Raw genomic sequence first — 16956 nt, forward strand, 5'->3', positions numbered from 1 at the left:
TTTTAATTAAAGGTTTAATTATTTAGTTTTTCTTCTGGGTGGGCTTAGATTTTTTTGTGGTGATAATTATTACCCCATTTTTACCCTTATCGCCATACAATTTTAGTGAAGCCGAATCTTTGAGCACCGTTATTGATTCGATGGATGCTTCATCTAAGTTAGGGTCAGTAACTTCTTTCCCATCCACAACATAAAGTAGCTTTGCCCTGGCATCAAAATCTCTGTTTAGTAAATATCTTCTTTCTGAAGGTGTATCAATATTAGGTATTGACGGGCGTATACTGAATCCAGGTACTTTACCCTTTAATTGAAGTTCGTCAGGTTTAACGGGCTTGTTTTTAAGCCCATAACCGACTGCATTATTTTTGGTTTTAATTTCGATCACACCTGCTAAACCATCAGTACCATATTTACTTAGTGCCGTATTATCTTTATAAATACTAACAGATTCAATATGATCAGGATTTATTTCGTTTAAAGCCGCGTTTCCCCTGATGTACTGTTTGTTTCCGTCTATAACAATCAAAGGCTCTAACGCATCAGTAGCCCGTACGCCTCTTATTGTAATTTTGCTTGCTTTAGTGCTGTCTGCTTTTTGTGCAAAACCAACTAAACTGAAGCACATGATGATGGTAAAGCTGAGTATTGTTTTCATATGGGATATTGGTTAGAATTTCCTTTTGAGATCGAAGAAATTAGTGTTTTTATCTATGGCAAGCTCTTTTTCATCAGGATTGCGGAAAATGTTATTTTTTGTTTTGCTGGTAATTACAATTGCCCCAGCTTTAGCTCTTGGTCCATACAGATCTGTGGCTGCCTGGTCTTTTAAGACAGAAATTGATTCGATGTTATTTGGGTTTATAGCGCTTAATTGGCTATTGTTTGGTAACCTCACGCCATCTAAAATGATCAGTGCTTCTTGATTAACACCATCTCTAAGGGTAATCCGGTTGGTAGGTATACTGCTTGTTTTAGTTTCTTTTACAGGGTCGTTGAGTGTGAAATTAACATTGATATTGTACTTTACTCTTACGGCTAGGCCATTCTGGATGCCTGGGTTCCATTTTGGCGATTCTTTTATAACCCTCATCGCTTCTTCATCAGTGCCCATTCCTAAACCCCGTGTGATGTGGATATCTGATAAAGAACCATCTTTTTCAACCACAAAACTGAGAAAAACTTTGCCTTGTACATTATTCTCCAGTGCCATTTTTGGATACTTAATGCTGCCACTCAAATATTTATAGAATTTGGTTATACCACCCGGAAATTCTGGCTGTTTCTCAATCGAAACGAAATCATATACTTTATCTGTATTTTCGGATTTAATAACGGTGGTTTCTGCTTCGGCGGTTTTAGGAAGATAAGAAATGATGTTAATCTTATTCAGATTTACATATCCGCCTGATTCAGGTAATAATTTATTCTTAAACTCTTCTGAAGATTCTGGAATTTTAAAACTTACCGTTAAAGCATATTTGCCATCAGCTACCGTTTTAAATCCTTTGTAAGATAAAATTGCTTTCATCACCTCTTCATCACAGCCTGCCCCGAGTTCTACATTTGATGTAATATTGGTAACCCTGCCACCTTTTAAATTAAATTTTATCTGCGAATTACCTTGTACCTCATCACTGCTGGCTGTCCCTGGATATTTAATATTTCTTAATAAAAACTGATAAAATCCTTTCCAGTTTGCATCTGTCTTGCCATCAACCGAAATTTTAGGTGCTACCATTATCTTCTCCGGTGCAGTAACCATGTTTTCAACAATCTCGATTGGTTTCTCTAAAGGGATCTGATCGGTAATGGATAATAATTTTTCATTTTTACGAACAGTGGCCGACGAAAACACAATGAGTAAGGCAAACAGGGGAATAAAAATTCCATACTTCATAATAGCGATCTTTTTAGACCGCTCTTTATGAAGCATGAAAATTCTTTTTTTGATCAATGATTTATCTAAAAAGCCATTGGTTAAGGTATTTGGTGAAATACCAAACGACTTACTTAATAATAACATGGCATATTCAGCTTTATCACCCTGAAATTCGGCGGCTAGTTCATCAGCTAAAAACTCGTGGATATTTTTAATGGCTTTTTTATAAAGGTATATAACCGGGTTTAACCAGGTAATAATGCCTATGATTTCGAAAAACAAAATATCTGCTGTATGCCATTGTTTGATGTGTGCTTCTTCATGAATATCAATCACATCCATTTGTGGTAATTCCTGATCAATTACTTTTTTGCCAAAAAAGGAGAAAGCTGAACCAGCTTTATTTACATTAATGAGTTTTTTAACTGCAAATAAGTTAAATACCAATCTACCTAAGAAGAACAAAATACCTGCGCAATAAATATAAACGAATGCATTTCCCCAGTTAAAACCGGTATTATGCTCTGTTACAATTGTTGCCTGTGCTAATACGGCTTCCCAATTAACTGAAGTATAAACCTGTTGCGCCGCTTTCTGCTCCGTTAGCCATTCTAAACGGATAAAAGGTATGCATAACGACAAAACTCCCGCAGCCACTAAATAAATGCGGTTTAAAGTGAAGTAGGTCTCCTTATCTAACAGTAATTTGTAAAAACCGAAAAAAACAATTAAGTATAAGTTCACCTGTAATAGGTAGTGGGCAAAACTCATTTTGGCTTATGTTTAATTTTGTTAATCATTTTTAAAATTTCATCAACATCACTTAAATCCAGTTTTTCTTCTTTAACGAAGAAAGAGAACATACTCTCTACCGAATTCTCGAAGTAATTGCCCAGCAGTTTTTCTGTTGCATGGCGTTTATATTCTTCTCTGCTGATTAACGGATGATATTGGTGGGCCTTACCGAAGGCTTCGTGGCCAATAAAACCTTTGGTTTCTAAAATTCTAATAATGGTTGATACCGTATTGTAGGCAGGTTTAGGGAGGGGTAGCTCATCAATCACTTCTTTGACGAATGCTTTTTCCAATTGCCATAAAACCTGCATAATCTGTTCTTCGGCTTTGGTTAAATCTTTAATTTCCATAATAGTTAATAATAATAAGGATGATAGCAAATAAATTGCCTTAACTAAAGTTAAAACTAATTAGTTAGTTATCCAAATTTTATTTAATAAATTATCAGAAAAAATTAATGCGCGAAATCCTTTGTTCTGCTTTAGGACTTTTCTCAGCAAAAAGCAATAAGACTTTATTATTTAATTTGTTGTATTACAGTGTTTTGTGTTGCTTTGTTGTGGGGGAGCTTAGATCGTGATCAGGTTGTTTTTGATACCATATACCACTAATCCGGTGCGCGATTTAATATTCAGTTTGGCAAAAAGAGATTCGCGATAGTTATCTACAGTGCGCGGACTAACATTCATGAGGTCTGCAATTTCCTTATAAGTAAGTTCTGTGCTGCAATATTGTAAAAATGTAAGTTCCCTTGCGGTGAATACAGGCTTTTGATCGCTGTCTTTCAGTGCCACCAAAAGTCTTCCCGATACCAGTTCGTTTACATAAAAGCCTTTATCTACAATTACTTTAATGGCAGTTAGCAGATCGGATGGTGTTGATTCTTTAAGCATGTATCCTCCGGCGCCTGCTTTAAGCATTCCAATAATCGCTTTTTCATCTTCAAGCATACTTAAGGCAAGCACATGTACATGCGGATGATTTGTTTTAACCCATTTGGTTGCTGCAAAGCCGTCCATTACAGGCATATTGATGTCCATTAGTACCAGTTGAACCTGCTGATGGTTGTTCATTTTGGCCTGGAGATCTAATCCGTTTACCGCCTCAAACGTTATATTTATTTCATCAAATTCTTCCAATAGACTTGCCAATCCGGAACGGAAAAGCGTGTGATCATCAACAATAGCGATAGAAATACTTTGTTCTTGCATACAATTAAGGGTATGGAACTTCTATTGAGATGGAAGTGCCCTCGCCTGGAGCCGAATTTAATATTAATTTTCCATTGATCATCTCAATTCTTTTATAAATAGAATTTAAGCCCATCCCTGATTTTTTTGATTTAATTTCTTCAGGCTCAAAACCAACTCCATTTTCTGCAATTCTCAGGTATAAAATATTGTCTGCCAGGTGTGAATCGATCTGGATACAGGTTGCCTGGGCATGTTTGATGATATTATTGATAACTTCCTGTAATAAACGAAGAATGATCAAATCCTTATCTGGTGATGCAATTTGCAGATCAACAAGCAGGTTGTTAATCTTTAATTCATAAGTACCAGCTTTATTCAACCAGTTAATTTCCTGATCGATGGCATGGCCAAGGCCATTTTCGACCAGCTGCTCTCCATGTAATAGTTTAGCCAACTCCCTTAGTTCTTTAATGGATTTATTAACAAGTGCCAATGAATTGTCGATTTTCTTCCTGGCTTTTTCGCCATCATTTAAGTTTACAGAATTTAAGGTGAGTGTGGTAAGGCTGAGTAACTGGCCAACGTTATCATGTAATTCTGTGGCGATACTCTGCATGGTTTGGTCTTGTACTTCAACCCGGGTTTGAAGCATTTCGGACTCAAATTTTTGCTGCATATTCTGTTTTTCCAATACATGATTCTTTTTATGCCGATTGTACGATCGGATGTATAAAATCAAAAACACAGGTACAAGCAGGAATATTAGTGTTGAAATGGCAACTAAGATTGCAATTTTTGCTGTTTCATTCTGCATATAAAGGAATATAACCAAAAACTATATAAAATAAGGTTTAATACGATGTAAATACAATATCTTAAGGTATAATAACTTATAATCTTAACGGTAAACAATCCATCAAAGATGTTCGACATGGTGCTACCAAAGTAGTAAAATAAAACGCCTGTTACCCACCAAAATTGGGGATGTGTTTTGATCTCGATAAAGTGTTCGTCTTTTAACAATAAATAATAATAGTACAGACAATAAAGTGTGAAAAGGACCGACATCACACTAATGGTAATCGTATTTAGATCGGTAAAGGGATGGGTGATAAAAAAGCTAAAGTATAATAAGTACACAATACCCGAACCTATAATAAATATAGGTTTGGGATTGGTATACTCTTTTAAGCAATGGTAAAGGCCATATAATATTGTGCTGATTTCAAAAAATATAAAAATATTAAAGAGCCATAAATTGTGTATACTTCTTATTGCAAAATAAGTCACTGCTTCTTCAGTAACCAATGCAACGGCCAAATAACAGGTAATTACTTTCCCAAAGGCATTTTTATCTTTCCATATTGTAGCAATGGCAACTATTAAGCAGATCAGCTCTGCTATAAATATAGAAGATAAATACCTCATTATTTATAAATCTGTTCCTCCACACATATCAGGGCAGCCCTGCCCTCGGTTTCCAATATCATCAAGATTATCCTGGTGTTCGTCGTCATTGCTTTCAGCTGGAGTAGTTGGAACCAGTAATAAGGTGTTTCTACCTGTAGATCCACTTTTTACACCTTCAGGCAAAACATCGGTATATTGCGCAAAATAAAGCCTTAACCCATCATATTTTCCTTCGCTCATTGCTTTTGCAATTTCTAAGATCTGTTCTGCCGGAAACCATACTGCTTTGGTGAAAGATTGTGGAAACTTTCTTGCTTCTACGGCATAGGCATCAACCATGGCCTGCGCAACCTTCTTATCGATAGGTTCCGAATTTAATTTTTGACTCATAAATTTATTGTTTGATTTTCTCTAAAAATCGATAATAATTCGGAGTAAAGCAACATTTAGATTAATTAAGCGAGAATCCAATTCTAAACTGATGTTTTATTTCAAAATTTAGATTGAATCAAAGCCAAATTGGATAAAAAAAATGAGCCCAACTTTGAATCGGGCTCATGAATTATTGTATTCTTTCTCTCTTAAAGTGGATAGCTGCCAAATATTATGTTTAAATTGTTATAACATCCATTCCACTAACAGTCATTGATGGTGGGCAAATGTCTCCTCTATTTTCTAGGTATACTTGGTTTTTTGTGGATTTAAATGTAAAAGCAGTAGTTGCTTTCAGCTTGTTGGTTTTAGGTGTAGATTCAAAATAATCGGTTTTGGGAATTCCATCGACGTTTTTCGTAATTGAAAAAATAAGAGTGTCTAAGTTTTTATAGTTTTCTGGCACTTTCTTGCCATATGGAAGTTCATTGATCTGACTAATTATTTCTTCATTATATCTTCCAAAATGGATTCTTAATCCATCACCGCCGTGTTCAATAATGTTTTGCGCTAATTGAAGAATTTGACTAGCAGGGAACCAAGCAGATTCTGTATAACTACCTCGTGGTAGAACTTGGTTGTTTTTATATGCCGCTGTCATTTGCTTAGCAATGTCTAATGTAAGTGAATTAGAGACTCCTTCCTCTAATTTTTCATTTGATTTGATTAATTCACTAGAAATTCCTTCTATTTCAATCAGGTCTTTTCTCAACAACTGATTCGTTTGGTTTTCCACTTCATCAGTCAGAGCATTGGTTTCAAGTTCTTTTATCATAATTTAAAAATTTAAGTTATTCATAAATTTATATAATTCAACTGAATTTACCTAATCCTAAAATAATCAAAAATACCGTAAAAATACCCTTTTATTTAGGGTTTTTTGTGCTAACACCCAATTACGGCCTACCACTACTTTTGGTATACAATAGCAACTCAATAATTTGTTATTGTAAACAATGAATACGGTCTATCCTATGAAAACAAATATTTTGGACTTATTTTAAAATAAGTCTGTTTTTATCAAGGCTTGATTATTAGAAACATTAACCATTTAATTCTTTCAAAATGATAAATAATATCCTACTACAGGAAAATCATAGTTCGATTAGCGAAAGGGAGGTCGAAATTGTACACCTGTTATCAATGGGTTACAACAGTAAAGAAATTGGTGAAATGCTTTTTATCAGCGAGCATACAGTTAATACGCACCGGAGAAATATGGTAAGAAAACTTGATCTTAAAAATTCTTACCAATTAATTGTTTGGGCGTTTAAAGAAAGAATATTATCTCTTTAGAGATTTTAAAATATACCATAACCTCTCACTTTTAAACAATATAGCCTGCTATTTGATACTAAAGTCAAATCAGCAGGCTTTTGTTTATACTGTATTTTGGTTTAAGGTCTTGCGGGTTGTGGGGCAGGTAGTTCTTTTCTTGGAATCTGTCCCTCGCGCTGCGAAGTATTATAAACAAAAGAAGCAATAATGGTTGCTGCTTGTTTTAAATCATCCTCAACAAGTCTATCATAAGTATCCATATTGCTATGGTGGGTACGGGTATTGTAATCGGCAGGATCCTGAATAAATTGGAAACCCGGGATGCCTATTGCATCAAAGGCCTGGTGGTCAGTACCGCCTGTGTTATTGATCGTGATGGTGGTTGCGCCAAGATCGTTAAATGGGGTTAACCAACTTTGGAAAATCGGACCAGCCGCTGCATTGCCTTGTAAATAAACACCGCGGATTTTTCCTGTTCCGTTATCGAGGTTGTAATAAGCTGATATTTTTTTCTGATCTGGCGTTAATACCATAGTTTTCGGATCGCCAAAGTGTTTTGCTACATAACCCCTTGAGCCAAATAAACCTTGCTCTTCTGAGCTCCAAAGTGCAATACGGATGGTGCGCTTTGGTTTAAAATCTATCGCTTTTAAAATACGCATGGCTTCCATCATTACCGTAGAACCTGCCGCATTATCTGTTGCACCAGTTGCCGCATGCCACGAATCGAAGTGCCCGCCAATCATTACCACTTCATCTTTTAGTTTTTTATCTGTCCCAGGTATTTCGGCAATTACGTTATACCCTTGAGTATCCTGGTCGTAAAAAGAGGTTTTGATATCGGCTTCAACTTCTACAGGCTTGCCAGCGCGTAAAAGGCGCAATATATGCAAGTAATCTTCTGCTGCAACTTCAAGTTCAGGTGATACTGGTTTTGCGTCTAAAGCATAAGAAGCACCGTTGCTGGTGAAAAAGGTCCCCTGTCCTCCACGGGCATAAGTTAAAATTAAACCTACTTTCTCTTCAACCAACATGGCACTCATTGCCGCACGGATTTCGCGCATTTTCGCCATCTGCGCCATTCTATCGGCCATTGGTCCCCCGGCCGGGCGTTGTCTTGGGCCTGCAGTTTGAGGTTTTGCTGCGGCCATTTGTGCCAATGTAGTATCGGCATAGCGCGAAAAATCAGGTTTAATGCCACTGGTAAGTGGGGTGCCCTGATCCATCATAATGATTTTTCCGGCCAATTTACCTTTATATTTCGCTAAATCGGCAACACTATCGGCCTTGATTAAAATGACCTGCGATTTGATCGGGCCATTTGTGCCAGGTGTCCATGCTTTAGGAGCGGCAATAATGGCGTGATAGTAAGGTAGTGTGGTGGCTGCATAGTATTTATCAATCTGCCAGCCTTTTCCGAAAGTTCCCCATGCTTCGAGGTGCGCATTTTTTAATCCCCAATCGGTTAGTTGTTTCACTGCCCAATCTTGTGCTTTTTTTAATCCCGGAGAGTTTGATAAGCGGGGACCGCTTACATCTGTTAAATTAAAAGCAATATCCATTGCCTTCGAATTTTCTAAACCTTCCTTTCTTATTTTTTGTACTACAGCTGCATCAGGGGTGTCTTGTGCAAGCGCTGAAAAGCACAGGCCAAAGACCAATGCCGTGATTGTAAATCTTTTGATCATTTTATGAATAATTTGGTGGTTGATTTGATCTAAATTACACTTTAAACCACTTCAAATTATTATCCAATGAGATTTTTACATGATTACCTTATCTAAGACAAGAAATTTACAGATTGATACTATTTTATACTCTTTTTGGTTACGATAAAATAGCCTATAATGAAAAGAATAGCCGCATAAATTAAACTTGTCCATATTTCCTGCGTAAAAACCGGAAAATCCAGCGGATCGCCTCCTTTTTTTACCCTGGTCATTTTTAAAGCCAAGGCAGGTAGTGAATAAGGAATCAGATAGGCGTATTTCCAGCCTACATTTGCCGTAATAATGCCCATTATAGTTCCAACAAAACCAATGCCCATCGGTTTAAGAAAATCGCCCCATATCAAACTCAGGATAAACTGTAGCGATAAAATGCCTAATGATGACAGGAAAAGTTTAGCATAAGAGTTGATGAGGATGTTTTGTGGGTTATATTGATTGAAATTATATTTTGGCACCAAAACTTGTAGTAAATGGCCAAAAGCAAAGGTTAAGGAAGCAAAAAGGAATAAACAGATAAATATTAAAAATATTGCATAAAGGTATTTCGCGGCATAAATCGAAAATTTATTTAAAGGCTGAGCAAATAACATTTTCCAGGTATCGTTTTTATGTTCGATATTATTAACTGAAAAAGCCATAAATATGACGTAAAACGGCATGACCAAAAAGCCCATTACGCCTAGTGCTGCACCACTATACTGTGCCCACAATATCATGGGAGGATAATGATTGGCGAGAACTTTTTCGGAACTGGAATAAAAACCAAAAGTGATTAAGCCGCATATGATCAGCGGTAACAATATCGCTGCCCAGAAAGCCAGGGTCTTTCTTGATTTGTAAAATTCTGAAACTAAGGAAATATAAAGAGCGTGCATGTTAGTTTGTTTTAGTAATATCAAGGAATAAGTTTTCAAGATCTTTTCGTTGCTGATAAAGACTGCTCACTGTAAAACCGTTTTGAATGAGTAAAGTATTTAACTCGCCGCTATTTTGCGATGAAGTAAATGGTATAGTAATTACCCTATCGGTTTTTGCCGCAATTTCGTAGCCCGACTTTGTTAAAAAGGAACTTGCACTTTCAATCTTGTCTACCTCGATTTCGAGCATAGGTTTACTCAGTAAATGAAGTTCGTTAATCGTGCCCTGAAATAATAATTGCCCCTTGTTTATAATACCAACATGAGTTGCTGTTCTTTCTATTTCTGCCAATAAGTGGCTTGAAACCAATATTGTTTTTTGATGTTTTGTGGCTAAATCGATCATCAGATTTCGAATCTCAATGATGCCATTTGGATCTAAGCCATTAGTAGGCTCATCCAGTAGTAATAATTCCGGGTCTGAAATTAATGCCTGAGCAATGCCCAGCCGTTGTTTCATGCCTAATGAATATTTATTGGCTTTTTTATTGGCTGCCTCAGTTAAGCCCACCAGGGCCAGCATTTCATCAGCCTTATTTTTTTTAATACCCAGTAGAATACAGCGGTTAATCAGGTTTTCTTTCCCCGTTAAATGACCATAAATGGCCGGTTGTTCTACTAAAGCGCCTATACGTTTAAGGGTCGCTATGCGGTTACTGTTTATTTCTTTACCAAATATAAAAACCTGATCGGATGGCGACTTCAGCAGGTTCAGCAGGATTTTTATGGTGGTTGTTTTTCCAGCCCCATTGGGGCCTAAGAAACCATATATACTGCCTTTTGGTACTTGTAAGGAAAGATCTTTTACAATAACCTGGTTGCCGAAGTTAAAGTTTAAACCTACTGTTTCGATAGCGTAATTACCCATAGTTCTATTTGAAAATAGCACTAACTTGTTTCACAACAGAACCAGATGTTTTGGTTGGTTTTACAACTATTTCTGCATCATTCTGATTGGTGTTAACGGTAAGGGTTAAGATAATCATCATAAATACAGGTAATAATAAAAGTAAAAATGGTGATGTGTTTGCTAACTTTTTCATGATCGATAGTTTTATTTGAGAGGCTGTGAAGTGATCATCAGCCATTACTGCTTGATTGTTTAAGTTGATTGCTGATGATGTTTTCATTTTGTTTTCGTTTTGATGATTCAAAGAAACTCAAGAAAATCAACCTGCTAAAATCTATTATACCAAGTGTTCAAGATTCTAGATCAACAGACATTTTTGGCGTTTGTCGATAAAATTTGCCTATTGGGCCGTTGGTAGAAAAAAAATGCCCGTTGGTAGATTGTGTAAGTAAATCGATAAAACTTTATTTATTTTGGATGCATGAAGTTGATATGCGTCTATTGAACGGATATCTGCTCCATAACCATTTAATATATTTCTAATGAAACAGAGTAAAGGGCCTTTAATATTACATGCTATTTTTTGGACAATTATCTTAATGATTATCGTTGGTGGCAATATATTCGATACCACCAAGCATACGATGAAAGATTATTTTATTAGCTATGTGGTTTATGGTATAATCAATATTTCTATTTTCTACATTAACTATATCTTTTTAATTCCTTCGTTAATCAAAAAGAGAAAAAAATACCTCATATATGTTTTAGCATTCTTATTATTGATTGCCGTATCGGTTGTTGCTAAAACCGCCATCGCAGTATTGTATCCAGATGATGTATTGACTACGGTAAGTGCCAAAGGAAAACGAATGGAAATACCTGTTCACAACTTTGTGATTCTGGTTACATTTTTATCGGGTTTTTTCTTAATCTGTAGCTGCATTATCAAATTTACGATCGATTGGTTTGCAAGCGAAAGGATTCAACGTAACTTAGAAAGTGAGCGCCGTGAAATGGAACTTCAGTTTTTAAAGTCGCAGTTAAACCCTCATTTTCTTTTTAACTCGCTTAATAATATCTATTCCCTGGCTTATCAGAAATCAGACAAAACCGCCGATGCCATTATGAAGCTTTCGGAGATTATGCGCTACATGATTTACGAGAGCAATACGCCAACCGTAGCGTTAAGCAAAGAAGTAGATTATTTAACCAGTTATATCGAGCTGCAGAAAATAAGATTTAAAGATGGTGCCTATATCGAACTTACCTTAAACGGCGAAATTGATAATCAAAAAATTGTGCCCCTGATGTTGATTTCGTTTGTAGAAAATGCTTTTAAACATGGTGTGGTGAATGATCCGGCCGAGCCTATTAAAATCAATATCATTGCCAACCAGAAGATTTTGCATTTTAGTGTAGTTAATAAAAAGAACCAGCAGAATAAAGATGCTCAGGGGGGAGTTGGTTTAACCAATGTAGAACGACGATTACAATTGGTTTATCCTGATAGATATAAATTAAATGTTGTAAATTCGGCTACTCATTATACCTGTGAACTGATGATTGACATATAATCCAAAAACCGGATATAAAAATCATTAATTAAAATAATAACCTAAAATGAACCTAAACTGTATTGTTGTTGATGATGAGCCTTTAGCGCTTGATATTTTACAGGATTATATTTCGAAAGTACCTTTTTTAACCATGGTTAAAAGGTGCGAAAACCCAATTGAGGCTTTGCAGATTGTTCAGGGCGGAGGGATTGATCTTGTGTTTTTAGATATTCAAATGCCTGAGCTAACCGGAATCCAGTTTTTAAAAATTGCAGGCAGTAAATGCCACTATATATTAACTACCGCTTACCCGCAATATGCTTTAGAAAGTTACGACCTTAATGTATCGGATTATTTGTTAAAGCCAATTGCATTCGACCGTTTTTATAAAGCGGTAGAAAAAGTACACAATCAGGTAAAACCAGTTGAGGCGCCAGCAAGTGTAGCACAACCCATCGTTACACCTGCACCATTTTCTGGCTCGCCAAATCCTGTTCAAGATTATATTTTCGTAAAAACTGAGCATAAGATTCAAAAGATCTATTTGCACAATATTCTATTTATCGAAGGTTTGAAGGACTACATTTCGATATTTACGAAAGATGAGCGTGTAATTACGCTACAGAGTATGAAGAAAATGGAAGAAGCCTTACCTCAAGGTCAGTTTATCCGGGTGCACAAATCTTATATTGTGGCTGTTGATAAAATTGAAAGTATCGAGCGTAGCCGCATTACCATCAACCAAAAAATTATCCCTGTTGGCGATACCTATCGTGATGAATTTTTCAGGGTGATCGGGAATAAGAATATTTAGGGAATAGGTAAGATGTAAAATGGGTGATGGAAGGTTAAGCGTTTAGCATTCACCGATAACCAATTCTAACGATTAATCGGTTAACCTTACAGTGTAGCAGGCTGTGCCATTGGCTGGCCTAAAACTTTCCTGATTTCGTTTTCTACTTCCAATGTAATCTCATTTGGTGTTTTTACGCATGGTTCAATTGGCTTTAAAACCGTCCATTTTAAGGCATTTCCTGTGGTTAAGGGAAACATGCCAAAGCGAACAATTTTCCACGAATTTTCTATAGCGACCGGAACTACCAGCGCATTGGGTACTACTTTTAATATGGTAGCGATGCCTCCAAACTGGAATGTTTTCAATTGACCGTCTTTCGACCGCGTTCCTTCTGGGAAAATAACAGTGCTCCAATTATTCTCTTTCATCCTACGGCCCAGTTTGATGATTTCGGAAATCGCCTGCTTGTTGTCTTTCCGGTTAATGTTTGCTCCACCGCCAAGGCGCAGGTTAATGGATATAGATGGAATGCCTTTGGTAAGCTCAATTTTCGAGATGAATTTTGCGCTGTGTTTTCTTAAAAACCAAATTAACGAAGGTATATCGTACATACTTTGGTGGTTAGCGGCAAAAATAATAGGCCTGTCTGTAGGTAAATCGTATTCATTCTTAAAACTGATCGAATTGAACAGAAAAATCTGGCAATAGGTTAGGAAAAAGTTGAGGATATCTACCGAAACTTTATGCGCCTTATAACCAAAAAACTTATAACAGATCCATTGGACAGGATGGAAAATGCAAAGCATTAATCCAAAGAAAATATAAAAAACAGGGGTTAAAATATATCCGAAAAGCTTGCTCATCTTGTTGATTGAATAGGTGGCAAAGATAATAATAAATTATTCTGGTTTAATTACCTCGAAAACAATAAGAGTATATAACAAATTGTACAGGGTTTAAAGCTGTAGACATATTTTTGGTGTCGTTACGATAGTAGTGGAGGAATCTTTAAAATTGATTTAATATTTATGCACTGAAAGATTTCTCGACTACGCTGCACTGCGCTCGAAATGACGGAATCTTAATATATTATTCTACAATTCACCATTCAACATCATCAGTTTGGCTTTTAAGATTGCAGCTACGCTCATCGAATCGGTAATTTCTCCATTCAGAACCATTTGATAGGCTTCATCAAAAGGCAATTTTTTAACCACAAGTTCCTCTGTTTCTTCAGGCATGGCAATGCCTTGTAGGAGATCGGTAGCTATATAGATAATGCTTAATTCGTCGCTTACCGAATTAGAAAGGTGCATTCTTTGTATCTCTTTCCAGTTTCGGGCACTCATGCCTGTTTCTTCTAACAATTCACGCCGAGCACTTTCCAATGGTGCTTCATGAAACGGCCCGCCACCTTCTGGAATTTCCCAGCTATATAGGTTAATTGGGTATCGGTATTGACCAACCAACCAGGTATTATAATTTTCATCCAAAGGAAGGATGCCAATAGCGAGATTTTTAAAATGAACCGTGCCGTAAATCCCTTGTCCGCCAGACGGATTGATTACCTGATGTTCGGTTAAACGAATCCAGTTGTTGTCGTATTTTACCTCGCTCTCTAGTGTTTTCCAGGGGTTAATCTCTTCCATGCCGCAAGATAACAAATATGATTTATTACTGTGGTTTTACAGCTGGGGGCGGAGGAGGGATTTTATTTACAGTAATTTTAGTAAAACGGTAATTCAGACTAAAGGTGAAGTTTTGGGTGTTGTTTGTCGAATAATTCTCCAGTCTGAAATTCTGCCCTTCATTGTAAAAGGTATTGGTTCTGTTCCCTAAAATATCATTTATCGTGATGCGAAGGTTTAACCGGTTACCAAAAAAGACTTTCCGTGCCGAGAAATTAGATGTCATTGAACCTTTGTTCCGGCCCTGGGCATTGGTGTTGTTGGCATAATTTAAGTTCGATTCAAAGGCGGTTTTAAGTGGTAATTGCATCGATAAGCCTATTGCTCCTCTAAAACTCAGACCATCCCGATTTAACGAACTGTTTAACTGTGATTTATAATTACTCTGGATCACACTGAAATTTCCATTGGCCGATATCTTATTGGTAGGGCGATAATTTCCAATTAAGATAAGCGATAGTGAATGATTAGTTCCCACATTATCATAAGTGCTTTCAGATCTCGCGGTATTGGAGCCCGGAATTAAGGTAACCGTGCGGTAACGCTCTATAACACCTTGACTGGTTGAATAAGAGAGCCGTGGATTAAACGACCATTTCTGGCCAAAAGCCCCAAAATTAATATCAAACTGGTGGGTATAAGCCGGCGATAAATTAGGATTTCCGTAGGAAATATTTAGCGTATCAACATTGTTTACCTGAGGATTTAAGGTGTTTTCCCTTGGACGGTTAACACGGATACTATAAGTGGCGCCAATATTATATCGTTTGCGGTAAAACCGGTTTAAAGATACATTAGGAAAAACACTCAAATAGGGTTTCACATTGTAATTCTGACCAGTAGATAAATCGAAAGCTACATCGGTAAGTTCTGCTCTAACGCCTGTTTTAACACCCCAGCCTACTTTTCGGTAGTTATAAGATGCGTATGCTGCAGCAATATTTTCATTGTATAAAAACTGATTCGATAATTTGTTATTACGCACAAACTGTTGCGTTGCAAAATTAAAATTCTCGATCAGGAGATCATTGTCGTTCTCTCTGTAATTAAATGCCAGGCCTGCCTCAATGCGATCGCGTTTGTTGAATATTGGTTTTTCGTAATCTAAGGTTGCGTTTAAGCCCCTGTTCCCGGTATTGTTATTGTTTTGCTGTAAAGTTGGGGCCGATGTGCTGGGTTGGGCATAAGTGGTGCTGTAATCCCTAAAATCAATGCTTTTGTTGGTGTTGAAGTTTAGACCTAAAGATATTTTACCTCCACTGGTATCGGTCTGGAGATCGTAATCGGCATTAAAAACAAAGTTATTGCTGTTGCCTTTGCCCGTATTATGCTGGTTGCGTAAACGGTTTTCTATCTTTTCTTCGCTTAAATAATGAAGGTCGGCGGTAGAATTTGAATTCGAATTGTTGAGGTTGTAATTGGTTGATAACCGTAAACTTTGCTTTGGACTAATGGTCCAGTCTAAGCCCATTCTAAAATTTCCACCGTTGTTATGGTTGCGGTAAGCGCCATACTGGTCATAATAGAAAGTTGTATCAGGGAAAAAGTTTTCGCGGAAATTATGACTATCACCTTTGCCAACATTATAACGGTATGCTGCACTTCCGTTTATGGCATAAGATTTTCCTCGGTAAGAAGCATTTGCATTGGTATTGCCATTGCCTTGCAAGCCGCTCGAAATGCCAACATTTCCATTAAAACCAACTTTGAAGCCTTTTTTCATCACAATATTGATGATGCCTTCGCCATCTCCGCTGTATTTTGATGGTGGATTGGTCAGGACTTCTATCTTATCAATGGCATCAGAGGGAAGCACATTCAGCAGGTCGGCAATGTTGGAGGTCATATAGTCTGAGGGCTTGCCATCAATAAAAATTCTGGTATTTCTTTTTCCGGCAATGGTTGCATTGCCATCAATATCTACCTGTACCATGGGTACATTTTTTAGTACATCTGTTGCCGTACTGCCTTCGGCCAATAGTGTTGAACCCACATTGTAAGTAACGCCATCGGCACCAAATTCGATAGGTGGTTTCTGAACGGTAATGGTTACCTCCTGCAGAGAATTTTGATCAGAACTTAATTTTAATGCGCCAAGGTTTTTATCGAAATCTTTTTCTGTGATGGCTATTCCATTTACTTTTAACGGCGCATAACCCACAAAACTTACCCTAATACTATAATTCCCGGTTTTTAGATTTTTAATGCTAAAATGGCCGTCCTCATCTGTAGCGGATGTAACTACAGGTTGTTCAGATCCATCAATATAAACAGATATGACGGCCGATGGTATGGATAACCCACCAACTTCTTCAACCACTTTTCCGCTGATTACGCCTTTTTCTACAGCAAACGCCGCAATGGCGTTGAGTAAAATTAATAAGGTAAAGCAAAGCTTGGGTAAAAGTTTTTCCAATATCCGATTAGTT

The 16956-nt window shown here is 37.0% G+C and carries 18 protein-coding genes; 3 read left to right on the forward strand and 15 right to left on the reverse strand.

The window, feature by feature from the left end:
- Positions 1–22: 22 nt before the first annotated feature.
- The 8 genes from CA265_23080 to CA265_23115 form a co-directional block, all read right to left on the reverse strand.
- Positions 23–655, reverse strand: coding sequence for a hypothetical protein (locus CA265_23080; GenBank protein ID ARS42384.1), 633 nt, complete (start codon positions 653–655; stop codon positions 23–25).
- Positions 656–667: 12 nt separating this feature from the next.
- Entirely contained in the window at positions 668–2650 is a 1983-nt protein-coding gene (locus CA265_23085; protein ID ARS42385.1) for a hypothetical protein, read from the reverse strand.
- Positions 2647–3024, reverse strand: coding sequence for a transcriptional regulator (locus tag CA265_23090; protein ID ARS42386.1), 378 nt, complete (start codon positions 3022–3024; stop codon positions 2647–2649). Before CA265_23090 ends, CA265_23085 begins: the two co-directional genes overlap by 4 nt.
- 219 nt (positions 3025–3243) lie before the next feature.
- Entirely contained in the window at positions 3244–3885 is a 642-nt protein-coding gene (locus CA265_23095) for a DNA-binding response regulator (protein ID ARS42387.1), read from the reverse strand.
- 4 nt (positions 3886–3889) lie between these two features.
- On the reverse strand, positions 3890–4681 hold the full coding sequence (locus CA265_23100; GenBank protein ARS42388.1) for a hypothetical protein: 792 nt from the start codon (positions 4679–4681) through the stop codon (positions 3890–3892).
- Complete coding sequence (locus CA265_23105) at positions 4648–5295, reverse strand: hypothetical protein (GenBank protein ARS42389.1); 648 nt, start codon at positions 5293–5295, stop codon at positions 4648–4650. The genes CA265_23100 and CA265_23105 overlap by 34 nt, the downstream gene beginning before the upstream one ends.
- A gap of 3 nt (positions 5296–5298) precedes the next feature.
- Positions 5299–5667 carry a hypothetical protein gene (locus CA265_23110; GenBank protein ARS42390.1) on the reverse strand — a complete coding sequence of 123 codons (369 nt, stop codon included), beginning with the start codon at positions 5665–5667 and terminating at the stop codon, positions 5299–5301.
- A gap of 220 nt (positions 5668–5887) precedes the next feature.
- Positions 5888–6484 (reverse strand): hypothetical protein, encoded by a 597-nt coding sequence (locus CA265_23115; protein ARS42391.1) that lies wholly within the window; start codon positions 6482–6484, stop codon positions 5888–5890.
- A 290-nt stretch (positions 6485–6774) separates the two neighbouring features.
- Here CA265_23115 and CA265_23120 point away from each other — a divergent pair, with 290 nt between their 5' ends.
- A complete protein-coding gene (locus CA265_23120) occupies positions 6775–7005 on the forward strand; it encodes a hypothetical protein (protein ID ARS42392.1) in 231 nt (76 codons plus the stop codon).
- Between the two features lie 101 nt (positions 7006–7106).
- Here CA265_23120 and CA265_23125 read toward each other — a convergent pair whose 3' ends face one another.
- The 4 genes from CA265_23125 to CA265_23140 form a co-directional block, all read right to left on the reverse strand.
- Complete coding sequence (locus CA265_23125) at positions 7107–8672, reverse strand: peptidase M28 (GenBank protein ID ARS43106.1); 1566 nt, start codon at positions 8670–8672, stop codon at positions 7107–7109.
- 122 nt (positions 8673–8794) lie between these two features.
- A complete protein-coding gene (locus CA265_23130) occupies positions 8795–9592 on the reverse strand; it encodes an ABC transporter permease (protein ID ARS42393.1) in 798 nt (265 codons plus the stop codon).
- A 1-nt stretch (position 9593) separates the two neighbouring features.
- Positions 9594–10502 (reverse strand): ABC transporter ATP-binding protein, encoded by a 909-nt coding sequence (locus CA265_23135; protein ID ARS42394.1) that lies wholly within the window; start codon positions 10500–10502, stop codon positions 9594–9596.
- A gap of 4 nt (positions 10503–10506) precedes the next feature.
- Positions 10507–10764 (reverse strand): hypothetical protein, encoded by a 258-nt coding sequence (locus CA265_23140; protein ID ARS42395.1) that lies wholly within the window; start codon positions 10762–10764, stop codon positions 10507–10509.
- Positions 10765–11083: 319 nt separating this feature from the next.
- Between CA265_23140 and CA265_23145 the strand changes: the two genes are divergently transcribed.
- Positions 11084–12061: a hypothetical protein gene (locus CA265_23145; protein ID ARS43107.1), complete on the forward strand. Its 978-nt coding sequence runs from the start codon at positions 11084–11086 to the stop codon at positions 12059–12061.
- Between the two features lie 46 nt (positions 12062–12107).
- A complete protein-coding gene (locus tag CA265_23150; protein ID ARS42396.1) occupies positions 12108–12857 on the forward strand; it encodes a DNA-binding response regulator in 750 nt (249 codons plus the stop codon).
- Positions 12858–12943: 86 nt separating this feature from the next.
- On the opposite strand, the gene CA265_23155 is transcribed toward CA265_23150, so the two are convergent.
- From CA265_23155 to CA265_23165, 3 genes are all read right to left on the reverse strand, one after another.
- A complete protein-coding gene (locus CA265_23155) occupies positions 12944–13702 on the reverse strand; it encodes a 1-acyl-sn-glycerol-3-phosphate acyltransferase (GenBank protein ARS42397.1) in 759 nt (252 codons plus the stop codon).
- A gap of 231 nt (positions 13703–13933) precedes the next feature.
- Positions 13934–14488, reverse strand: coding sequence for a DNA mismatch repair protein MutT (locus CA265_23160; protein ID ARS42398.1), 555 nt, complete (start codon positions 14486–14488; stop codon positions 13934–13936).
- A gap of 25 nt (positions 14489–14513) precedes the next feature.
- Positions 14514–16943: a TonB-dependent receptor gene (locus tag CA265_23165; protein ARS42399.1), complete on the reverse strand. Its 2430-nt coding sequence runs from the start codon at positions 16941–16943 to the stop codon at positions 14514–14516.
- Positions 16944–16956 lie beyond the last annotated feature (13 nt).

Source organism: Sphingobacteriaceae bacterium GW460-11-11-14-LB5 (assembly GCA_002151545.1).
Taxonomy (GTDB): Bacteria; Bacteroidota; Bacteroidia; order Sphingobacteriales; family Sphingobacteriaceae; genus Pedobacter.

Bases quoted from the DNA above. Each gene is read 5' to 3' on its own strand.
- CA265_23115 (ARS42391.1), bottom strand. From the start codon at position 6,484: ATGATAAAAGAACTTGAAACCAATGCTCTGACTGATGAAGTGGAAAAC.
- CA265_23150 (ARS42396.1), top strand. From the start codon at position 12,108: ATGAACCTAAACTGTATTGTTGTTGATGATGAGCCTTTAGCGCTTGAT.
- CA265_23095 (ARS42387.1), bottom strand. From the start codon at position 3,885: ATGCAAGAACAAAGTATTTCTATCGCTATTGTTGATGATCACACGCTT.
- CA265_23110 (ARS42390.1), bottom strand. From the start codon at position 5,667: ATGAGTCAAAAATTAAATTCGGAACCTATCGATAAGAAGGTTGCGCAG.
- CA265_23105 (ARS42389.1), bottom strand. From the start codon at position 5,295: ATGAGGTATTTATCTTCTATATTTATAGCAGAGCTGATCTGCTTAATA.
- CA265_23085 (ARS42385.1), bottom strand. From the start codon at position 2,650: ATGAGTTTTGCCCACTACCTATTACAGGTGAACTTATACTTAATTGTT.
- CA265_23100 (ARS42388.1), bottom strand. From the start codon at position 4,681: ATGCAGAATGAAACAGCAAAAATTGCAATCTTAGTTGCCATTTCAACA.
- CA265_23155 (ARS42397.1), bottom strand. From the start codon at position 13,702: ATGAGCAAGCTTTTCGGATATATTTTAACCCCTGTTTTTTATATTTTC.
- CA265_23160 (ARS42398.1), bottom strand. From the start codon at position 14,488: ATGGAAGAGATTAACCCCTGGAAAACACTAGAGAGCGAGGTAAAATAC.
- CA265_23140 (ARS42395.1), bottom strand. From the start codon at position 10,764: ATGAAAACATCATCAGCAATCAACTTAAACAATCAAGCAGTAATGGCT.
- CA265_23130 (ARS42393.1), bottom strand. From the start codon at position 9,592: ATGCACGCTCTTTATATTTCCTTAGTTTCAGAATTTTACAAATCAAGA.
- CA265_23090 (ARS42386.1), bottom strand. From the start codon at position 3,024: ATGGAAATTAAAGATTTAACCAAAGCCGAAGAACAGATTATGCAGGTT.
- CA265_23120 (ARS42392.1), top strand. From the start codon at position 6,775: ATGATAAATAATATCCTACTACAGGAAAATCATAGTTCGATTAGCGAA.
- CA265_23145 (ARS43107.1), top strand. From the start codon at position 11,084: ATGATTATCGTTGGTGGCAATATATTCGATACCACCAAGCATACGATG.
- CA265_23080 (ARS42384.1), bottom strand. From the start codon at position 655: ATGAAAACAATACTCAGCTTTACCATCATCATGTGCTTCAGTTTAGTT.
- CA265_23135 (ARS42394.1), bottom strand. From the start codon at position 10,502: ATGGGTAATTACGCTATCGAAACAGTAGGTTTAAACTTTAACTTCGGC.